We start from the raw sequence: 16,697 nt of genomic DNA on the forward strand, positions 1-16,697 counted from the left end.
TTAAAAGCCATTCCAAAGGGATGGCTTTTTTTATGCCATCTTGTCATTTTATTAGGCTTGGTATTTTATTTGAAGATATACAGGCCAGAACGTTGAACATATTATTAGAAATAAAACTTACAAATCATGACAAAAGGAAATATTAACGTATCAGTAGAGAATATCTTTCCATTAATCAAGAAGTTTCTTTATAGTGATCACGAAATTTTTCTTCGTGAATTAATTAGTAATGCCACAGATGCAACACTAAAACTTAAACACCTGACCAATATTGGAGAAGCCAAAGTAGAATATGGTAATCCTCAGATTGAAGTTAAAATAGATAAGGACAATCAAAAATTACACATTATTGATCAGGGGTTAGGGATGACGGCTGAAGAGGTCAATAAGTATATCAATGAAGTGGCGTTTTCTGGTGCTGAAGAATTCCTGGATAAGTACAAAGACTCCGCCAAAGATTCTGGTATCATTGGACACTTTGGATTAGGGTTTTATTCAGCCTTTATGGTAGCAGATAAAGTTGAAATTATCACTAAATCCTATCAGGAAGCCCCTGCAGCTCACTGGACCTGTGATGGCTCGCCGGAATTCACATTAGTTGAGAGCGACAAAACCGATCGCGGAACAGAAATCATACTCCATATTGCTGATGATTCTACTGAGTTTATTGAAGATTCCAGGATTCGTGAGTTACTGAATAAGTACAATAAGTTTATGCCTGTTCCAATTAAGTTTGGAACTAAGGAAGTTAACGATCCAGATTTCACACCACAAACAACTACAGATGAGGAAGGCAAGGAGACAACAGAGCCTCATAAGCAAATTACTGTGGACGACATCATCAACAACCCTTATCCAGCCTGGACCAAGCAGCCTACGGATTTAGAGGAAGATGATTACAAAAGCTTCTACCGTGAATTGTATCCTATGCAATTTGAGGAACCATTATTCAACATTCACTTGAATGTGGACTACCCATTTAATTTAACGGGAATACTTTACTTCCCTAAAATGACAAATGACCTCAACATTCAAAAAGACAGAATTCAATTATACCAAAACCAAGTATTTGTTACTGATAACGTAGAAGGAATCGTACCAGAATTCTTGACCATGTTGAGAGGGGTTATTGATTCACCAGATATTCCATTAAACGTTTCACGTTCCTATTTACAAGCTGACGGAGCCGTAAAAAAGATTTCATCTTACATCACAAGAAAAGTGGCAGACAAGCTTAAATCCATCTTTAATAATAACAGAGAGGATTTTGAAGCCAAATGGGATGATATTAAAATCGTCATCGAATATGGAATGCTTTCTGAGGAGAAATTCTTTGAAAAAGCAGAGGCTTTTGCATTGTACCCAACTGTTGATGGTGAATTCTTTACCTATGACGAATTGTATAACAAGATAAAAGCCAATCAGACTGATAAGGATGATAAACTGGTAATTCTTTACGCGTCCAATAAGGACGAGCAACACAGTTATATAGAAGCTGCCAAAGCTAAAGGTTATACCGTGTTGTTACTAGATTCGCCAATTGTAAGTCACCTAATGCAGAAACTCGAAACAAGTAAAGAGAATATCTCTTTTGCCAGAGTGGATGCAGATCATGTTGACAATCTTATTAAGAAGGATGATGCAGCCATTTCAAAATTATCAGATGACGAAAAAACCTCTTTAGAGGAGCTGTTAAAAGAAGTAGTACCCTCAGAGAAATTTATGGTTCAATTAGAAGCCATGGATAGTGCAGCTGCACCGTTTTTAATTACGCAGCCTGAATTTATGAGACGTATGAAGGAGATGCAAGCCACAGGTGGTGGGGGCATGTTTGGCATGGGTAATATGCCGGAAATGTACAACCTTGTTGTGAATACCAATTCAGAATTAGTAGGCGATATATTAAATACCAAAACACGGAAAAAGCAAGAGCGCTTGATCAACCAGAGTTTGGATCTGGCACGTTTGTCACAAGGACTTCTTAAAGGTGAAGAGCTTACCAATTTTATCAAACGTAGTTTTGAAATGATTAAATAGTAAAAACTTAATATTCGCAGATAAAACCACCTGAATCAGGTGGTTTTTTTATTTCAATATTTATTTTATTTTAGCAGATATATCTTACAAAAAATCATTGTGTTATGACTGTCCCAAATTTCAAACATAACCCCTTAATTTTGATACTTTTAGTTGGATTTACAACTATTTTATCTTGTGATAAGGACGATTCGCCTGACAATTTTATTTTGGGCGATCAACTCTTTTTCACTCCTGAAATCATATTAAATGATGTTGACGAATTGTTGCCATTTTCCTATACAGTGAGTTATTCCTCAAATAACCAGGAGCAGGCTGATGTTTTTGAAACGGGTATCTTAGTGAGTTCTACACCAGATGTATCCTTTGAAAATTATGAGGATCAAATCGTTTTGTCCTATAACTTATCAGGATCCTACACTTGGACCAAAACAGATTTACCTAACGATCCTGAAGTATACTATCTTGTGGCTTATGCCACTAATCCAGTTCTAACTGCCTATAGTAATGAAATTATTATAAGTACTTCTGGAAATAAAACGCTTTACGACAGCGTTGAAATTAACAGTCAAGAAGAATTAAATCATCTTGGCTTTGCTGGTTACAATACCATTGCAGGAAGCCTGAAACTCTCTGGAAATATTACGGATCTTTCTCCTCTTCAAGACCTTTATATTTTAGGAAACACTCTAGAAATTGACAACACCAATCTCTCGAATTTAGAAGGCCTTAGTAATCTAACCGAAATTGGATATGAATTTGTACTTACTAATAATTCAAATCTTTCAAATATGTCTGGTTTGACCAGTGTGGTTACCATAATTGGAGATGTGAAAATTGAACGAAACGATGCCTTAACCAATTTAATTGGATTTCCAGACATTGAGAGGATTAGTGGCCGTTTGGATATATCTTATAATCAAAATTTACAGAGTCTTGAAGGGTTAAATACAATCGAAACCATAGAAGAAGTATTGAGTCTAAATTTAAACCCTTCCCTTTCAACACTTGTTGGGTTAGACAATTTAAACAATATTGAGTCTTTGGTTATTAATGAGAATAACAGCCTCAATAATATAAGTGGAATTGAAAATCTTGATCAATTAGAGTACCTGTATATCAATAGAAATCAAAACCTCACAGATATAAGTGCCATTATAGGATTAAACAGAATTACGTCATTAGCCATACATGCTAATCCACAATTGAACACGCTACCCAGTTTCACTGGTACTTTGGAAATGGAGTACCTCGAGATAGCATATGAAAACGGCTTTCAATCGCTTCATGGGCTGGAAAGTATTGTCAACGTATTTGAAATTTCTTTATTTCAAACAAATTTGATGACATTAGACGGATTGGACAATCTTAATACTATTACTAATCTTTATATTAATCAAAACCAATTTCTTTCTGATTATTGTGCGCTTACGAATCTTCTTTCTAATGGAAATGGCCCTCAATCCTACAGCTTTTTTCAGAATGCCTTTGATCCTACTATAGAAGATCTATTAAACGGAAATTGCAATAATTAACCTACAATAAAATGAAACAAAATTTGAAGTCTTTTTTTCTCTATGCATCCCTGTTATGGTTAGGGATAGTATTGGTGTCATGCGAAGCAGCAACCGCTGACGGCGGTGGTGCGGATCCTCCGGGTAATCCAATTGGCATATATGAACCTATATATTATGAACGATTTCAAGTTCCTGTTTCAGGAGGTTGTTGCCTTGAAGAACTCATAACCGATTGTGATCTAAATAGCACCTTTGAGTTTACATCTAATGGCAAGATTGTTTTTAATGACTATGGAGTTAATTCCGACTGTTCCGATTCTGAACTTTTAACAGGAACTTATACTAACGAAGCATATTGTTGTAACTCTGTATATGGTGATTTTCAATTAAATGAACTTTTTAGAGGTGAAATTATCTACAATGCGATTTACGGAAATGGTGATATGCTTGGCGACCTTTCAATAAGATTCACGACAGTCTCGGAGGGCATTCAATACAATCATTATATGAGCTTAGACAAGGTCAACTAAACTGAACCACCTTTTTAAAGGTGGTTTTTTTATACCTTTAAGCTTCACCACCCCATAAAAAACAATATATGTCAAAACAACAGACTAGAAGACAATTTTTAAAAAAAGGGGTATTAGCGGCCACGGCCTTGCCTTTGGTTGGCTCAGGGCTCATGAGTATGAACTCTCCCTTATTAAGTACAAAAGCCGTAAAACCCTTAAAAATTCTCATTCTCGGGGGGACGAGTTATTTAGGACCGCATCAAATAGCTTACGCATTAAAACGTGGGCATTCCGTATCCACCTTCACTAGGGGCAAAACCATTCCAAAAATCCATCCCGAGGTTTTTAAAAATGTTGAACAACTCATTGGAGATCGCGAATATAACTTAACAGTGCTTGAAAATCGACAATGGGATGTGGTAATTGATAATTCAGGACGTCGTGTGCAATGGACCAAAGACACAGCCCAGCTGTTAAAGGACAATGTATCTATGTACATGTATACCTCCTCCACTGGAGTATATTACCCCTATTTAAAAGGTGATCTTACCGAAGATACTCCACTGGTTTTAGAAACTCCTGATCACTTGTCTGAAGATGAAAAATATGAACAGGACTATGGAGTCATGAAAGCCAATTCTGAACTGGAGGCTATAAGAGCTTTCGGTAAAGATCGCACCATTGTTATTAGACCTACGTATATGTTGGGGCCGGGTGACCGTACCAATAGATTCTTGCATTGGCCTTTGAAATTAAGTCAGGGGGGAACAACACTAGTTCCCGGAAAAAAGGAAGATTTAGTACAGTATATTGACGTAAGGGACGTAGCGGAATGGTTTATACGATTGGCCGAGAATAAAACCTCCGGAATCTTCAATGGAGTCGGGCCAAAATCCGAACAGACCATCCTTGAGTTTGTCAAGGCTGGAGCTAAGGTTTTCAACAAAGAGATTAATCCAATTTTAGTTGATGACTACGACTTTTTAAAAAAACAACAGGTCTTATATGCCATTCCATGGGTTATGGCTGATAAGACGCATTACGGTAGTGCTCGTACTTCAACCAAAAATGCATTGGCCGGTGGTATACAATACCGATCTCTGGAAGCAACTTTTAAAGACACTTTAAACTGGTGGCAATCCGATGCTGTTGACCCAAAACGCAAAGCGGCATACGAATCAAATTCAAATGAATTTCACAATCGAGAACAAGCCCTGCTCGACCTTTGGAAGGCTTATAAAAAATAAGTTTTAAGCTCAAGGCAACCATTCTTTACAGGTGGTCGTCTTTTTAATTGGATTCCATTTGTAACTTAATACTTATTGAGTCGTCATATGGATGTCCTACCCTATTCTACTGATCATTAACCACTTGTTTAAAAATTGTAACTTTAAAAAAACATTACTACTCTAACAACCAAGCTAAATCATGGAATTAAAAATCGAGAATTTAAATAAGACTTACTCCAATGGAGTTCAAGCCCTAAAAGACGTGTCCTTAACTATACCCAACGGAATGTTTGGACTACTCGGCCCTAATGGTGCCGGTAAATCGTCATTAATGCGTACGATAGCCACATTACAACAAGCAGACTCTGGAAGTATCACGCTTGGAGACATTGACGTATTGAAGGATAAGTCTAGAGTGAGAGAAATACTCGGTTATTTACCACAGGAATTTGGGGTGTATCCCAAGGTAAGCTCCTATAATATGCTTGATCATATTGCTTCGTTAAAGGGGATTTCAAATAAGGGAGAACGTAAAGATTTGGTTGAGTCCTTATTGACCAAAACCAATCTTTGGCATGTAAAAAATAAAAGTTTAGGTACCTATTCTGGTGGTATGAAACAACGTTTTGGTATTGCCCAGGCTTTAATAGGCGATCCACAATTAATTATAGTGGATGAACCAACAGCAGGATTGGACCCTGCTGAGCGTGTTCGATTCCACAACCTTTTAAGCGAAATTGGTGAGAACACTATTGTAATACTTTCTACACACATAGTTGAAGATGTGTCTAACCTATGTCATAATATGGCCATCATTTGCTTAGGTGAGGTGGTAGCAAAAGGGAATCCTGCCGATCTAACTAATCAAGTCGCTGGTAAGATTTGGAAAAAGGCCATTGATCGCCACCAATTAGAAGATTATAAGAACGAAATGCAAGTTATTTCCACCCATTTAAAGGCGGGACAAACAATAATTCATGTCATTAGTGATGACAAACCAGATGCCTCATTTGAAACAAGTAGTGCCAATTTAGAGGATGTTTATTTTGCAGAGATCACCTCACGTATGGAGTCTGCTCTAGTTTAATAACACCTAACACTAAATCACACTACATCATGTTTAAAGAAATATTCAAATTTGAAATAAAATACAGGCTTAAGCGTCCAGCGACCTGGGCCTATTTTGGAATCCTCTTTTTGTTTGGAATTATTGTTGGAATCTCTGGAGACACCCCAGCCTCCGAAAAAGTATTTGTAAACTCACCAACGGCCATTGCCAATATGCTTTCAATCATCAGCATTTTTGGTATTATGTTATCAAGTGCTATCATGGGCGTTCCTGTTTACAGGGATATTGAACACAAAACTGAGAATTATTATTTCTCTTACCCTATCACCGAAAAAGGTTATTTAATGGGTCGGTTTTTTGGTTCCATGGCAGTATTGTTTTTTGTTAGCTTGGGCTTTCAAATAGCACTCATTATTGGATTCTCTTTGGGGCCAATTTTTGAGTTTGAGCCTGCAGATCGATTTGCTCCCCTTAACCTATGGCATTACATACAACCCACTTTAGTTCTATACTGGACTAACTTTTTCTTTGCGGGATGTATCTTTTTTGCAATAGTAAGTCTCACTAAAAAAGTCATGTTAGCCTATGCTGGAGGTGCCTTGTTATTTATAGCTTATCTGGTGACCTTAACACTTGCTCAAGACATTGAAAACAAGAATTTAGTAAGTCTATTAGATCCATTTGCCTTAGGAACCTATGGTAATATTATTGAGTACTGGACACCTGAAGAACAAAACACCCGTATGGTCCCACTTGCTGGGATACTTGTATGGAATAGGGTTATCTGGCTTGGGCTTGGATTACTCTTATTCTTTATCACCTTATTTAGATTTGATTTCCAGAGATTCTTGAATAAAAACTACTCGTCTAAAAAGAAAAAGAAGACTGAAAGTGAAGAGGATGTTGATCCGGCCAGTATCGCCATACCTAAAGTTCAAAAGGTATTCTCAGGTGCTTTAAACTTTAAGCTATTGTGGAATCTAGCGCTTCTGGAAGTTAAGAATATTACACGAGATAATTTTTTCAGAGCCATATTCCTTGCGGCAGTCGCCTTTTTGTTCTTCGATGCCTGGTTTGGCTTCCCGGTTTACGGTACTCCGTCTTTACCTATGACCTATTATATGCTGGAAGTAAAAGACTTTACATATGTCATTCTCATATTTATCCTAATTGTATTTATGACCGGAGAGGTATTACATAGAGAGCGCGGTGTTAGGTACGATCAAATTTTTGGCTCCCTCCCAATTCCAAACGGAATTATCTATGGCTCTAAATTCTTGGCCTTAGTGATTGTGAGTTTCTTCCTGGTGAATATGGTACTCATTAGTGGAGTCTTAAATCAAGTTATGAAGGGCTATTTCAACTTTGAGTTTGGTATGTACTTTACAGACCTCTACCTCATCGAGTTCCCGAGATACATCATCTTTATAATGTTGGCATTCTTTGTCCACTCCATAGTGACTAAAAAATTTCCAGGGCACGTTTTAGCCATTGCCATATGGGTATTTCTCTTTGGACTAAACAGCCTGGCAGATGTCAATAACAATCTATATCTGTATGGCTATTCACCAGGATATACCATATCTGATATGAATGGATTTGGCCATTTTGGAGAATCACTATTTTGGTTCAGAACGTACTGGTTGGCCTGTGGTGCATTTTTAACTTTTATTGGGTTCTTATTTTGGAAACGTGGTACCGACTCTGGTAGAAAGTCACGTTTTCAAATCGCCAGAGGACGCCTAGTTACCTCTACTGTATTACTCCTGGTGATATGTATAGCTGTGTTTGTTGGTTCTGGATTCTACATTAATTACAACACTAAGACACTTAATAAATATGCTACCGTAGATCAAGGAACTGCAGGTCAGGCAGAATATGAGAAGACCTTAGGACAATATGATAGGATTGCGCAGCCAAAAGTTGTAGACGTCTATGTAAAGGCCGATCTTATGCCAGAGGAGCGCTCGACTACAGTCACCACCAAAATGCAACTGGTCAATAAATCTAATGAGGTAATAGACTCCTTGCATCTAAATTGGGGTGCACCCAATAGTTTTCACAAAGAGCTTAAATCATTGACTGTTGATGGACAGGAACTTGAACTTGGGAAACGTCATGATAAGTTTGGTTATGAAATCTACGCTTTTAATGAGGCCCTACAACCGCAGGATACAGTCATGCTCGAGATGACGGTATGGGGTGGATTTAAAGGCTTCCCTAATGAAGGCAGTGGTTCCTCCATAGTATACAATGGCACCTTTTTCAATGACGGTTTTTTCCCTTCTTTTGGCTACAGTGCCCAAGGGGAATTAAGCAGTGATCAGGACCGAAGGGAATATGAACTACCTGTAAAAGACTACCAGTTACCTGACCAACAAGATGAGTGGGGCCTTAGTAACTTATTGTTTAATGACGATGCGGACTACATCACCTTTGAGGGTGTGGTTAGTACAGCACCCGATCAATTAGCTATTATGCCTGGTTATCTTCAAAAGGAATGGGAAGAAAACGGACGAAAGTATTATCATTATAAAATGGAAGGAGAATTGGATTTCTTCTATAATGTGTCTTCGGCCCGTTACGATGTTCATCGTGAATTATGGACTGGAAAAGACGGAGAACAGGTTAATATTGAAATTTTCCATCACCCAAGTCACAAATACAACATTGATCGGTTGGTCAATGGAGTTCAAAAATCATTGGACTACTTTACTGAGTACTACGGACCTTACCAATACCGTCAAATGCGCATCATTGAGTTTCCTAGATATTCAACTTTTGCTCAATCGTTCCCAAATACGGTACCCTTTGCCGAGAGTTTTGGATGGGTAGGAGATTTTAGTGACCCTAATGACCTAGACTATATTTTTATGGTAACCTCTCATGAGGTAGCGCATCAATGGTGGGGTCATCAAATAACACCTTCGGCTACTCGTGGATCTAATCAAATTTCTGAGTCAATGGCTGAGTATTCGTCTTTAATGGTTATGAAGAAAGAATATGGCATAGATGCCATGCAAGACTTTTTAAAGCGAGAACTTGACAGATATTTAACCGGGCGAGCTGGTGAAAGTAAATTTGAGAAAACTCTTCTGGATAATGATACCCAAAGTTATGTCTGGTATCGAAAAGGAGGATTAATCATGTATGGCCTTCAAGATCTTATTGGGGAAGAGAATTTGAATACAGCTTTTAAACGCTACATTGATTCAGCGGCCTTTAGACCCAAACCACCATTTACAACAACAACGGAATGGTACAGACACATCAATGAGGTTACACCTGATTCATTGCGTTACTATTTAGAAGATAGTTTTGAGAATATTACACTGTATTCTAATAAAGTTGAAAATGCCACCTATAAAGAATTAGATGATGGTACTTACGAAGTATCCTTGGAAGTAGAGAGTATTAAACGCTATTTTGACGGAAACGGTAAATTATTGGAAGAACCCACTAATGCCAATTACTTGGACATTGCCATCTTTGGAGAGGATGGTCAGAATGATTTAGGCATGACAACCAAAACTCCTATTCTCATTGAAAAGCAATGGGTAAAACCAGGAAAATCTAAATTCACCTATGTGGTAAATGATAAACCACTAAAGGCTGGTATTGATCCTTACAATAAAATGATTGATAGGATTCCCGATGATAATTTGGTAAATCTCGAAGAAGCTGAAGATTAAATATATATAGGCCACTTAGTTTTTAAGTGGCTTATTTTTTTTCATATTTTTAAATTTTATGAGCGACGCGTATAAAAATCCAGCCTTTAAAAAATTACTACAAAAGCTTCAGGAGGAGAGCTGGCAATTGGAATTAATTATCTCTGGTTTTGCCATTTTTGGGTTGGTATCTGCTTTTAGCGAGCTAAGAATAGGTGTTGAAACGGCGGAAAACGAAGAAAATATCTACGAAGTCATCTTCTTCACGGTAGCCATCGTATCCTGCGCTATTCTCATTTTTAATTTATTACTTCATGTGGTTTTAAGAGGCTTGTGGATTGGTGCTCTTGGACTTCGCTATGTCTCTGGTGATATTGATTATGATGAGTTGAGATATAGTCCAAAATTCACCAAGTATCTCAGTAAAAAAATTGGCTCTTTTGATAAGTACATTGCTACTCTTGAGAATTATTGTAGCATCATATTTGCCATTTCATTTTTACTAATCTTTTATTTTCTGGCCCTAACGTTTTGTATTCTGGCTATTGTTCTTATTTCAAATTACATAATAGACAACGACAATATTCAGGAGAGTTGGAGGCTTTCAATTGGTGTACCACTATTAGTTTTTGTAGCCATTGGTATGTTATTAACCTTCATTGATTTTATTACACAAGGATGGTTAAAACGTAAAAAATGGATTAGCAGGATTTATTTCCCAGTTTACTGGGTGTTCAGCTTTCTTACACTCTCCTTTCTATACAGACCACTTGTTTACAACTTTTTAGACAACAAGTTTGGAAGACGCATTAGCTTTTTCTTTTTACCCTTGTTTTTCCTGTTACTTTTTGCAAGTTCTATAGTAGATAAAAAGTCTAATTATTTTGATGATCAATTAGGATTTAACTCAAGCCAGTACTATGGTAATCCACGTGATTATGAGGACCAATTGATTGAAAAAGATGAATTAACTGAAACGGCATCTATTCATTCAAAGATTATTACTGAGCCCTATATTAAGGTATTTATAAACTTTGATGATAGTATTGAAAATAATGTATTTCGATTTAGCCCAGATCTAAAGCCAGAAGAGGATGGTCGTGGAATAACCTCAATGGCCTTTGTAGATATGGATTGGGGGGAAATTGGTCGTCAAAGAAGGCAATATTTAGAAACTTTCAATTCCATTTACAGTGTGCGCATTGATACACTTAATATTCCTGCTGAATTTATCATGGGGCATAACGTCCAGAAACAGCTTGGTTTTGAAACATATGTTCCAACAAGTAAAATCTCTCAGGGCAAACATATGCTCAACATTATGAGAAAACGTATAAGAAATAGTGATACTATAATTTCTACACTAAGAAGTATTCCTTTTTGGTATTACAATGACTAATAGGTTAATCGTCTTCCAAAGTATGATTTAATCACCGTCATTTGAACGCCAATCATTATTGCAAGAAATAGCACTGCGTATTTAAAAGTTCCAGAGAGTTGGAAGTTGATATTGTCAAAAAGTGTAAACTCAGGTCGTGGCAATTCAAAACTAGACAGCCATTGGCCATCCGCTGAACCATTATTTAACATTACAAAGGCCACGAGGAATGTAAATGACAACACAATTAACAACCAAACACGTTTAGAAATTAAGGGTTTATAAGCCGTCACTGTAGAGGTTTCAATTGCATATACCTTATCCATTACCTTATCTGTAAAATTTACAGATGGGGACTCCAATGCTTCATCACGCATTAAACGCTCGAGCATAGCATCTAATTTCTCATTATCATGTTCCATAATTCAAATTGTTTTTAGGAATCATATACTGCTCCATTATTTTTGCGAGCTTTTTTCTAGCTCTAAATAGTTTCACCTTCACTGTATTTGATTCGATTCCAGTGATACCTGAGATTTCATCTAGAGATAATTCATCAAAGTAAAAAAGCGTAATAATCGCACTACTCTCCTCTGGCAACCTATTTACACAGGATCTAATCAATTGTTGCTTCTCTTCTTTTATTAAGCCTTCAAGGGCATTATCTATGGTATCAATTTTATTGTAATTATACGCATCTACAGGCACATCGTTTAAGTGCTTTTTATTCTTTTTAATCTGATCCAAACAACAATTATAAGTAACTCTGTATACCCAGGTTGACAGTTTGGAATCTCCTTTAAACGAAGCCAGAGACTTGAATATCTTTATAAATACATCTTGTGACACTTCTTCTGCTTCTTCTCTATTTTTAAGCATGCGTATGGCCAATGTATAGACCAAATCCTTGTACTGGTCTACCAATTTTGCATAGTCGGCGGTATTACCCTTTAATATGCTAGCTACTAATAATGCTTCTTCGTTGGTGGTCATTCTATTGGTAAGACGACAATTGTTCTATTTAGGTTACAAGAAAAAAATATTTTTTGAAAAGTGTAACCTCAATTCGAAATGCTTCGTCATAAGCAACAAACAATTAAAAATAATCAATAAAACGAATAGAAATTATGGATGAAGAAATTTTAATACCAATCACAATGTTTGCCGCTATTTTCGGGATTGTATACTTATACTTCTCAACCCGAAATAAGGAGCGCCTGGCCCTTATAGAAAAAGGAGCCGATGCCAGTATTTTCGTTAAGGGTAAAATGCATACCGCGCCTTTTTGGAAAGTTTTTATTTTAAACTTTGCCCTATTATTAATGGGGATTGGAGCTGGGATTTTTATCGCGTCTATTTTGGAATATGGCTTAGGTGTCGACGATGAAGTTGCCTATCCAGGAACAATATTCCTTATGGCAGGAGCAGGACTTTTTGTAGGGTTTAACATGACCAAAAACCTTGATAAGGACTAACCACCCTAACTCAATTACTTAATTCAACGCCCATTCTTGCAATGGGCGTTTTCTTTTGAATTATATTTATGTCTAAATCATGCACCATGCGGCCCTGGATATTTCTAATCCTTTTTACCACTTCCCTATCCCACAGTCAAATTATTATTCAGGATTCAGAGACTAAAAACCCTGTTTCCTATGCTACAGTCTCATTTGGAGATGGCAATGGTCTTTTTGCAGATGACGAGGGAATGTTTGTTTTTACCAAGAAACTTTATCCAGATGTAGACAGTCTGTTTATTTCTGCATTAGGTTATAAATCAATACAGTTGAGTACTAATGGCATCCCCAAAATCATCAAACTTCAAATTGAAGCAGACCAGTTAGATGAGGTAATTATTTCAGTCCCAGACAAGCGAAAATTTAAAATTATCAAACACAAACCGGTTATTCATGACGTTTATGATCAATGTTGGTTGCCCACCATAGAATCTGAAATTGCCGTTTTTGTTCCTAAACAAGAAACTAAAGATCAACAACTGTTTAAGGTACAATTTCCCATTGCTCTTGAAGCACAATATCGTAACAAGTCTCGAAATTCATCAACAGGACCTAAATTTTCCACACTCTATAAAGTTCAGTTTTATAGAAATGAGGAAGGCCTGCCTGGGAAAAGAATGACCAGTGAAACCATTGTAATTCTTATCACTGAAACTCATGGAGATTATTATGAATTGGATGTAGATAACTTGAACCTTATACTACCTGACAATGGCTTATTTGTAGGCTTTCAGGTTTTAGGTTACGCCGACAAAAAAGGAAAACTCTTGCCCAATAAGAAGTATAAGGAAATCAAAGGGCGCAATGGTATGGTAAAAATACCCACCAATTTTAGACCATTACTACCATTTACAGATGAATGGCCAGATTACAGAACCTTTACTAAAAGAGCCTTTATTAATGGTAACCAATGGAAAGCCTTTGTCCCCAATTATGGTATTGAATCCAGGCTATTAGATAAAGGATTTGCTAATTATGGCATTGGAGTGACTTTAAAGACCTTTAGGGATTGATTAGCAATTATTCAATTGGAAAGTTAAAGTATCGTTCTGTAAACGGTTCGTCTCTCACAGTAAAATGCCACCATTCCTTGTTATAACTTCTAAATCCAAAACGATTCATAGTTTCCTTTAATAATGTTCGATTGGCCTTCTGTTCTTCACTGAGATTTTGATTGTCTAACCCGGATATTGGACCAAAAAAATCAAACGGACTGCCCATATCTAGTTCCTCGTTTGATGAAAGATTGATAATAGTAAGATCTACGGTGCTGCCTCTACTATGCCCTGACTTGGAAGCAATGTAGCCTTCTTTGAACAAGTGTTGTTTAAGGACCTCTGGATAATAATCAGCCTTTTGTAAAGTATCATTGAAATCTCTTGCCCATCGTACAAAATGGTCCACCGCTATTTGAGGCCTATAGCCATCAAAAACCTTGAGACCATACCCTTGTTTATTCAGATGATCTTGTACTTTTCTTAATTGGTCTGTCGCTTTTTGGGTTAAAAACAACTTATTAGCGCGGTACCCATCTATGGTATCACCGATGAAATTATTAGTAGAATAATAGCGTAATTCTATCTTTAATGATGGTATTTGTTTGGAAACCAAAACAAATTCAGTAGGCTTCTGCTGTTGTGACGATAACAACCAACCAACTAAAACAATGAAAATAACGCTTAATCTATTTCTCATGACTTATCTCTAAATTAGTAAAAAAATAAAATGCTATTTAAAAACGAGAACCAAGAATTCAATTTGCCTAACGCACAATTGACTTACATTCCGTCCTTCTTAAATAAACCTGAAGCCGATTCTCTTTATGAAGTGCTATTTAATCAAACCAACTGGCAGCATGATGACATCACTGTTTTTGGAAAAACCTATCCACAACCAAGATTAACAGCCCTTTATTCAATAAATGATCAACCCTATTCCTATTCGAATATTACCATGCATCCGAATCCTTTAACTCACGAATTAAAGAATCTAATGTTAAAGGTGAATCACTTTACTAATCATAAGTTTAATACACTACTTCTTAACCTTTATCGCAATGGTTCTGATAGCAATGGATGGCATGCGGATAACGAAAAAGAATTGGGAAGAAATCCTGTTATAGCATCTTTAAGTTTGGGAGCTGAACGTCCGTTTCATTTCAAGCATAGAACCATAAAAGAACAGCGCCATAAATTGCTACTTGATCACGGTAGTTTGTTGCTAATGGGTGGAGAGATGCAGCATTATTGGGTGCATCAAATAGCCAAGACAAAAAGGATTATTAAACCGAGAATAAATCTAACCTTTAGGACGTTAATATAAAAACAGAAAACCGGGATCCCTCAATCCCGGCTTTCCTCATTTGCTTTTTTATTATGATGTAGATTCAGGGTCTCTAAACAACAACATAATGCAAATATTAATTAATTAATCCATTGAACTAAAAACTAAATTTTAGTACATGACAAATATAGAATTGCGTTTTAATTATGACGTTTAAAAACTTATTTAATCGATGAAATACACTTTATTTTAACATTTTAAGATGAAAAGCTGCATTTAAACGATAAAATGCAATTTAAAAGCGATGCGATCTAAACTAAAAATCCAAATAAATAGGTAATTTTAAGATCTCATTTTACAACCTAGTAGTACTTAATTTTTCATATGACCAAATTGCAATTTAGTTGTTTATTCTTTCTACTAATTTCCAGTTCATTAACAGGGCAAAATTATACAAGCCAGGATGTAACTATTAATATTCAGGTTGATGGTACAGTCATTACTGTTCCAGGATCTGCCTCTATTGCTATACTAATAGGGGGATCTGGGCCTATCGATCGGAATGGCAATCAAAATTTTTCAAAAAATAATTATTTAAAGAAGCTGGCAATTAGGTTAGCTGATCTCTCCATCTCTAGTTTACGTTATGACAAGCGAACTGTAAAGCAACTACAATCTGGTATCATAGACAATGATACTAGCTTTGATGATTTTATAACGGATGCTAAAGATGCCATTAGCTACGTAAAAAATATGAACCAATTTGAACATATTTATGTCATTGGTCATAGTCAGGGATCTTTAGTTGGTATGCTAGCATTGGATCCAGATATAGAAGGATTCATTTCTTTAAATGGCCCTGCTAAAAATATTGGAGAGACCATAATTGATCAGGTTAGCAAATCCATTCCTGAATACACTGCTGCCACGGAAGCGGTGATAGCGCAACTTAAAACAGGAAAAACAACCAATAATTATCCTCAGGCTTTGGCGGCGGCATTTAATATAGAAACCCAACCATTTCTTATTAGTTGGATGGCTTATACACCAACAGAAGTCATCAAAACTATAGAAACTAAGACTCTCATAATACAAGGTTTAAAAGATTTACAGATTCCAAGAGCGGAAGCGGAAGAATTGCATAGAGCAAACAATAACAGTGACCTTGCAACTATAAAAAATATGAATCATGTCTTAGTTGATATTGCTGGTGATGAATTGGAAAATTATAAATCCTATAACGATACCAGTTTCAAGATTTCTGAGGGACTAATAGAAGCAATAAGTGCTTTTATAAAATAGCGTTTCTCAAATTTCAAAGCATAAAAAAAAGCATCTCATTCGAGATGCTTTTTTTACTAACTAACCAACCAATTGTAATGTCTTATAGAAGATAACAGGTTTAAACAATTAACACTACGACATTACACCATAACCTAAGCAATTTGTGTGCCAAACTTATGTAAGGTAGTAAATTTTGTAAA

14 protein-coding genes are annotated in these 16,697 nt (G+C 36.4%); 11 read left to right on the plus strand and 3 right to left on the minus strand.

Features of this window, described 5'->3' with window-relative positions:
* The first annotated feature begins 126 nt into the window (after window positions 1-126).
* The 7 genes from htpG (at window position 127) to DN064_RS05365 (ending at window position 11,434) form a co-directional block, all read left to right on the plus strand.
* A complete protein-coding gene (gene htpG, locus DN064_RS05335) occupies window positions 127-2,037 on the plus strand; it encodes a molecular chaperone HtpG (protein WP_115461595.1) in 1,911 nt (636 codons plus the stop codon).
* 104 nt (window positions 2,038-2,141) lie between these two features.
* A complete protein-coding gene (locus tag DN064_RS05340; protein ID WP_115461596.1) occupies window positions 2,142-3,572 on the plus strand; it encodes a hypothetical protein in 1,431 nt (476 codons plus the stop codon).
* A gap of 11 nt (window positions 3,573-3,583) precedes the next feature.
* A complete protein-coding gene (locus DN064_RS05345) occupies window positions 3,584-4,084 on the plus strand; it encodes a hypothetical protein (protein WP_115461597.1) in 501 nt (166 codons plus the stop codon).
* Window positions 4,085-4,152: 68 nt separating this feature from the next.
* Window positions 4,153-5,313, plus strand: a complete 1,161-nt coding sequence (locus DN064_RS05350; protein ID WP_115461598.1) for an NAD-dependent epimerase/dehydratase family protein — start codon at window positions 4,153-4,155, stop codon at window positions 5,311-5,313.
* A gap of 181 nt (window positions 5,314-5,494) precedes the next feature.
* The gene (locus tag DN064_RS05355; RefSeq protein ID WP_115461599.1) at window positions 5,495-6,382 is read left to right on the plus strand and encodes an ABC transporter ATP-binding protein; all 888 of its coding nucleotides are present in this window, start codon (window positions 5,495-5,497) and stop codon (window positions 6,380-6,382) included.
* A gap of 29 nt (window positions 6,383-6,411) precedes the next feature.
* Window positions 6,412-10,056, plus strand: a complete 3,645-nt coding sequence (locus DN064_RS05360) for an ABC transporter permease/M1 family aminopeptidase (protein ID WP_115461600.1) — start codon at window positions 6,412-6,414, stop codon at window positions 10,054-10,056.
* A gap of 58 nt (window positions 10,057-10,114) precedes the next feature.
* Window positions 10,115-11,434 carry a hypothetical protein gene (locus tag DN064_RS05365; protein WP_115461601.1) on the plus strand — a complete coding sequence of 440 codons (1,320 nt, stop codon included), beginning with the start codon at window positions 10,115-10,117 and terminating at the stop codon, window positions 11,432-11,434.
* Here the strand turns inward: DN064_RS05365 and DN064_RS05370 are convergent.
* Window positions 11,431-11,835 (minus strand): hypothetical protein, encoded by a 405-nt coding sequence (locus tag DN064_RS05370; RefSeq protein WP_115461602.1) that lies wholly within the window; start codon window positions 11,833-11,835, stop codon window positions 11,431-11,433. The two genes, DN064_RS05365 and DN064_RS05370, sit on opposite strands and share 4 nt — an antisense overlap.
* Window positions 11,825-12,406, minus strand: coding sequence for an RNA polymerase sigma factor (locus DN064_RS05375; RefSeq protein ID WP_115461603.1), 582 nt, complete (start codon window positions 12,404-12,406; stop codon window positions 11,825-11,827). Before DN064_RS05375 ends, DN064_RS05370 begins: the two co-directional genes overlap by 11 nt.
* Before the next feature lie 134 nt (window positions 12,407-12,540).
* On the opposite strand from DN064_RS05375, the gene DN064_RS05380 reads away from it, so the two are divergent.
* Together DN064_RS05380 and DN064_RS05385 are read left to right on the plus strand one after the other, a co-directional pair.
* Window positions 12,541-12,888 (plus strand): DUF6249 domain-containing protein, encoded by a 348-nt coding sequence (locus DN064_RS05380; protein ID WP_115461604.1) that lies wholly within the window; start codon window positions 12,541-12,543, stop codon window positions 12,886-12,888.
* Window positions 12,889-12,974: 86 nt separating this feature from the next.
* A complete protein-coding gene (locus DN064_RS05385; RefSeq protein ID WP_115461605.1) occupies window positions 12,975-13,943 on the plus strand; it encodes a hypothetical protein in 969 nt (322 codons plus the stop codon).
* A gap of 7 nt (window positions 13,944-13,950) precedes the next feature.
* On the opposite strand, the gene DN064_RS05390 is transcribed toward DN064_RS05385, so the two are convergent.
* Window positions 13,951-14,625 (minus strand): M15 family metallopeptidase, encoded by a 675-nt coding sequence (locus DN064_RS05390; RefSeq protein WP_115461606.1) that lies wholly within the window; start codon window positions 14,623-14,625, stop codon window positions 13,951-13,953.
* A gap of 30 nt (window positions 14,626-14,655) precedes the next feature.
* On the opposite strand from DN064_RS05390, the gene DN064_RS05395 reads away from it, so the two are divergent.
* Together DN064_RS05395 and DN064_RS05400 are read left to right on the plus strand one after the other, a co-directional pair.
* Window positions 14,656-15,252: an alpha-ketoglutarate-dependent dioxygenase AlkB family protein gene (locus DN064_RS05395; RefSeq protein WP_115461607.1), complete on the plus strand. Its 597-nt coding sequence runs from the start codon at window positions 14,656-14,658 to the stop codon at window positions 15,250-15,252.
* 345 nt (window positions 15,253-15,597) lie between these two features.
* Window positions 15,598-16,515 (plus strand): serine aminopeptidase domain-containing protein, encoded by a 918-nt coding sequence (locus DN064_RS05400; RefSeq protein ID WP_115461608.1) that lies wholly within the window; start codon window positions 15,598-15,600, stop codon window positions 16,513-16,515.
* Window positions 16,516-16,697: the final 182 nt, after the last annotated feature.

The organism is Winogradskyella aurantiaca (genome assembly GCF_003362725.1).
Taxonomy (GTDB): domain Bacteria; phylum Bacteroidota; class Bacteroidia; order Flavobacteriales; family Flavobacteriaceae; genus Winogradskyella_A; species Winogradskyella_A aurantiaca.

Excerpts from the sequence above, each read along its gene's own strand:
- htpG (WP_115461595.1), top strand. The coding sequence starts at position 127 with ATGACAAAAGGAAATATTAACGTATCAGTAGAGAATATCTTTCCATTA.
- DN064_RS05340 (WP_115461596.1), top strand. The coding sequence starts at position 2,142 with ATGACTGTCCCAAATTTCAAACATAACCCCTTAATTTTGATACTTTTA.
- DN064_RS05345 (WP_115461597.1), top strand. The coding sequence starts at position 3,584 with ATGAAACAAAATTTGAAGTCTTTTTTTCTCTATGCATCCCTGTTATGG.
- DN064_RS05350 (WP_115461598.1), top strand. The coding sequence starts at position 4,153 with ATGTCAAAACAACAGACTAGAAGACAATTTTTAAAAAAAGGGGTATTA.
- DN064_RS05355 (WP_115461599.1), top strand. The coding sequence starts at position 5,495 with ATGGAATTAAAAATCGAGAATTTAAATAAGACTTACTCCAATGGAGTT.
- DN064_RS05360 (WP_115461600.1), top strand. The coding sequence starts at position 6,412 with ATGTTTAAAGAAATATTCAAATTTGAAATAAAATACAGGCTTAAGCGT.
- DN064_RS05365 (WP_115461601.1), top strand. The coding sequence starts at position 10,115 with ATGAGCGACGCGTATAAAAATCCAGCCTTTAAAAAATTACTACAAAAG.
- DN064_RS05370 (WP_115461602.1), bottom strand. The coding sequence starts at position 11,835 with ATGGAACATGATAATGAGAAATTAGATGCTATGCTCGAGCGTTTAATG.
- DN064_RS05375 (WP_115461603.1), bottom strand. The coding sequence starts at position 12,406 with ATGACCACCAACGAAGAAGCATTATTAGTAGCTAGCATATTAAAGGGT.
- DN064_RS05380 (WP_115461604.1), top strand. The coding sequence starts at position 12,541 with ATGGATGAAGAAATTTTAATACCAATCACAATGTTTGCCGCTATTTTC.
- DN064_RS05385 (WP_115461605.1), top strand. The coding sequence starts at position 12,975 with ATGCGGCCCTGGATATTTCTAATCCTTTTTACCACTTCCCTATCCCAC.
- DN064_RS05390 (WP_115461606.1), bottom strand. The coding sequence starts at position 14,625 with ATGAGAAATAGATTAAGCGTTATTTTCATTGTTTTAGTTGGTTGGTTG.
- DN064_RS05395 (WP_115461607.1), top strand. The coding sequence starts at position 14,656 with ATGCTATTTAAAAACGAGAACCAAGAATTCAATTTGCCTAACGCACAA.
- DN064_RS05400 (WP_115461608.1), top strand. The coding sequence starts at position 15,598 with ATGACCAAATTGCAATTTAGTTGTTTATTCTTTCTACTAATTTCCAGT.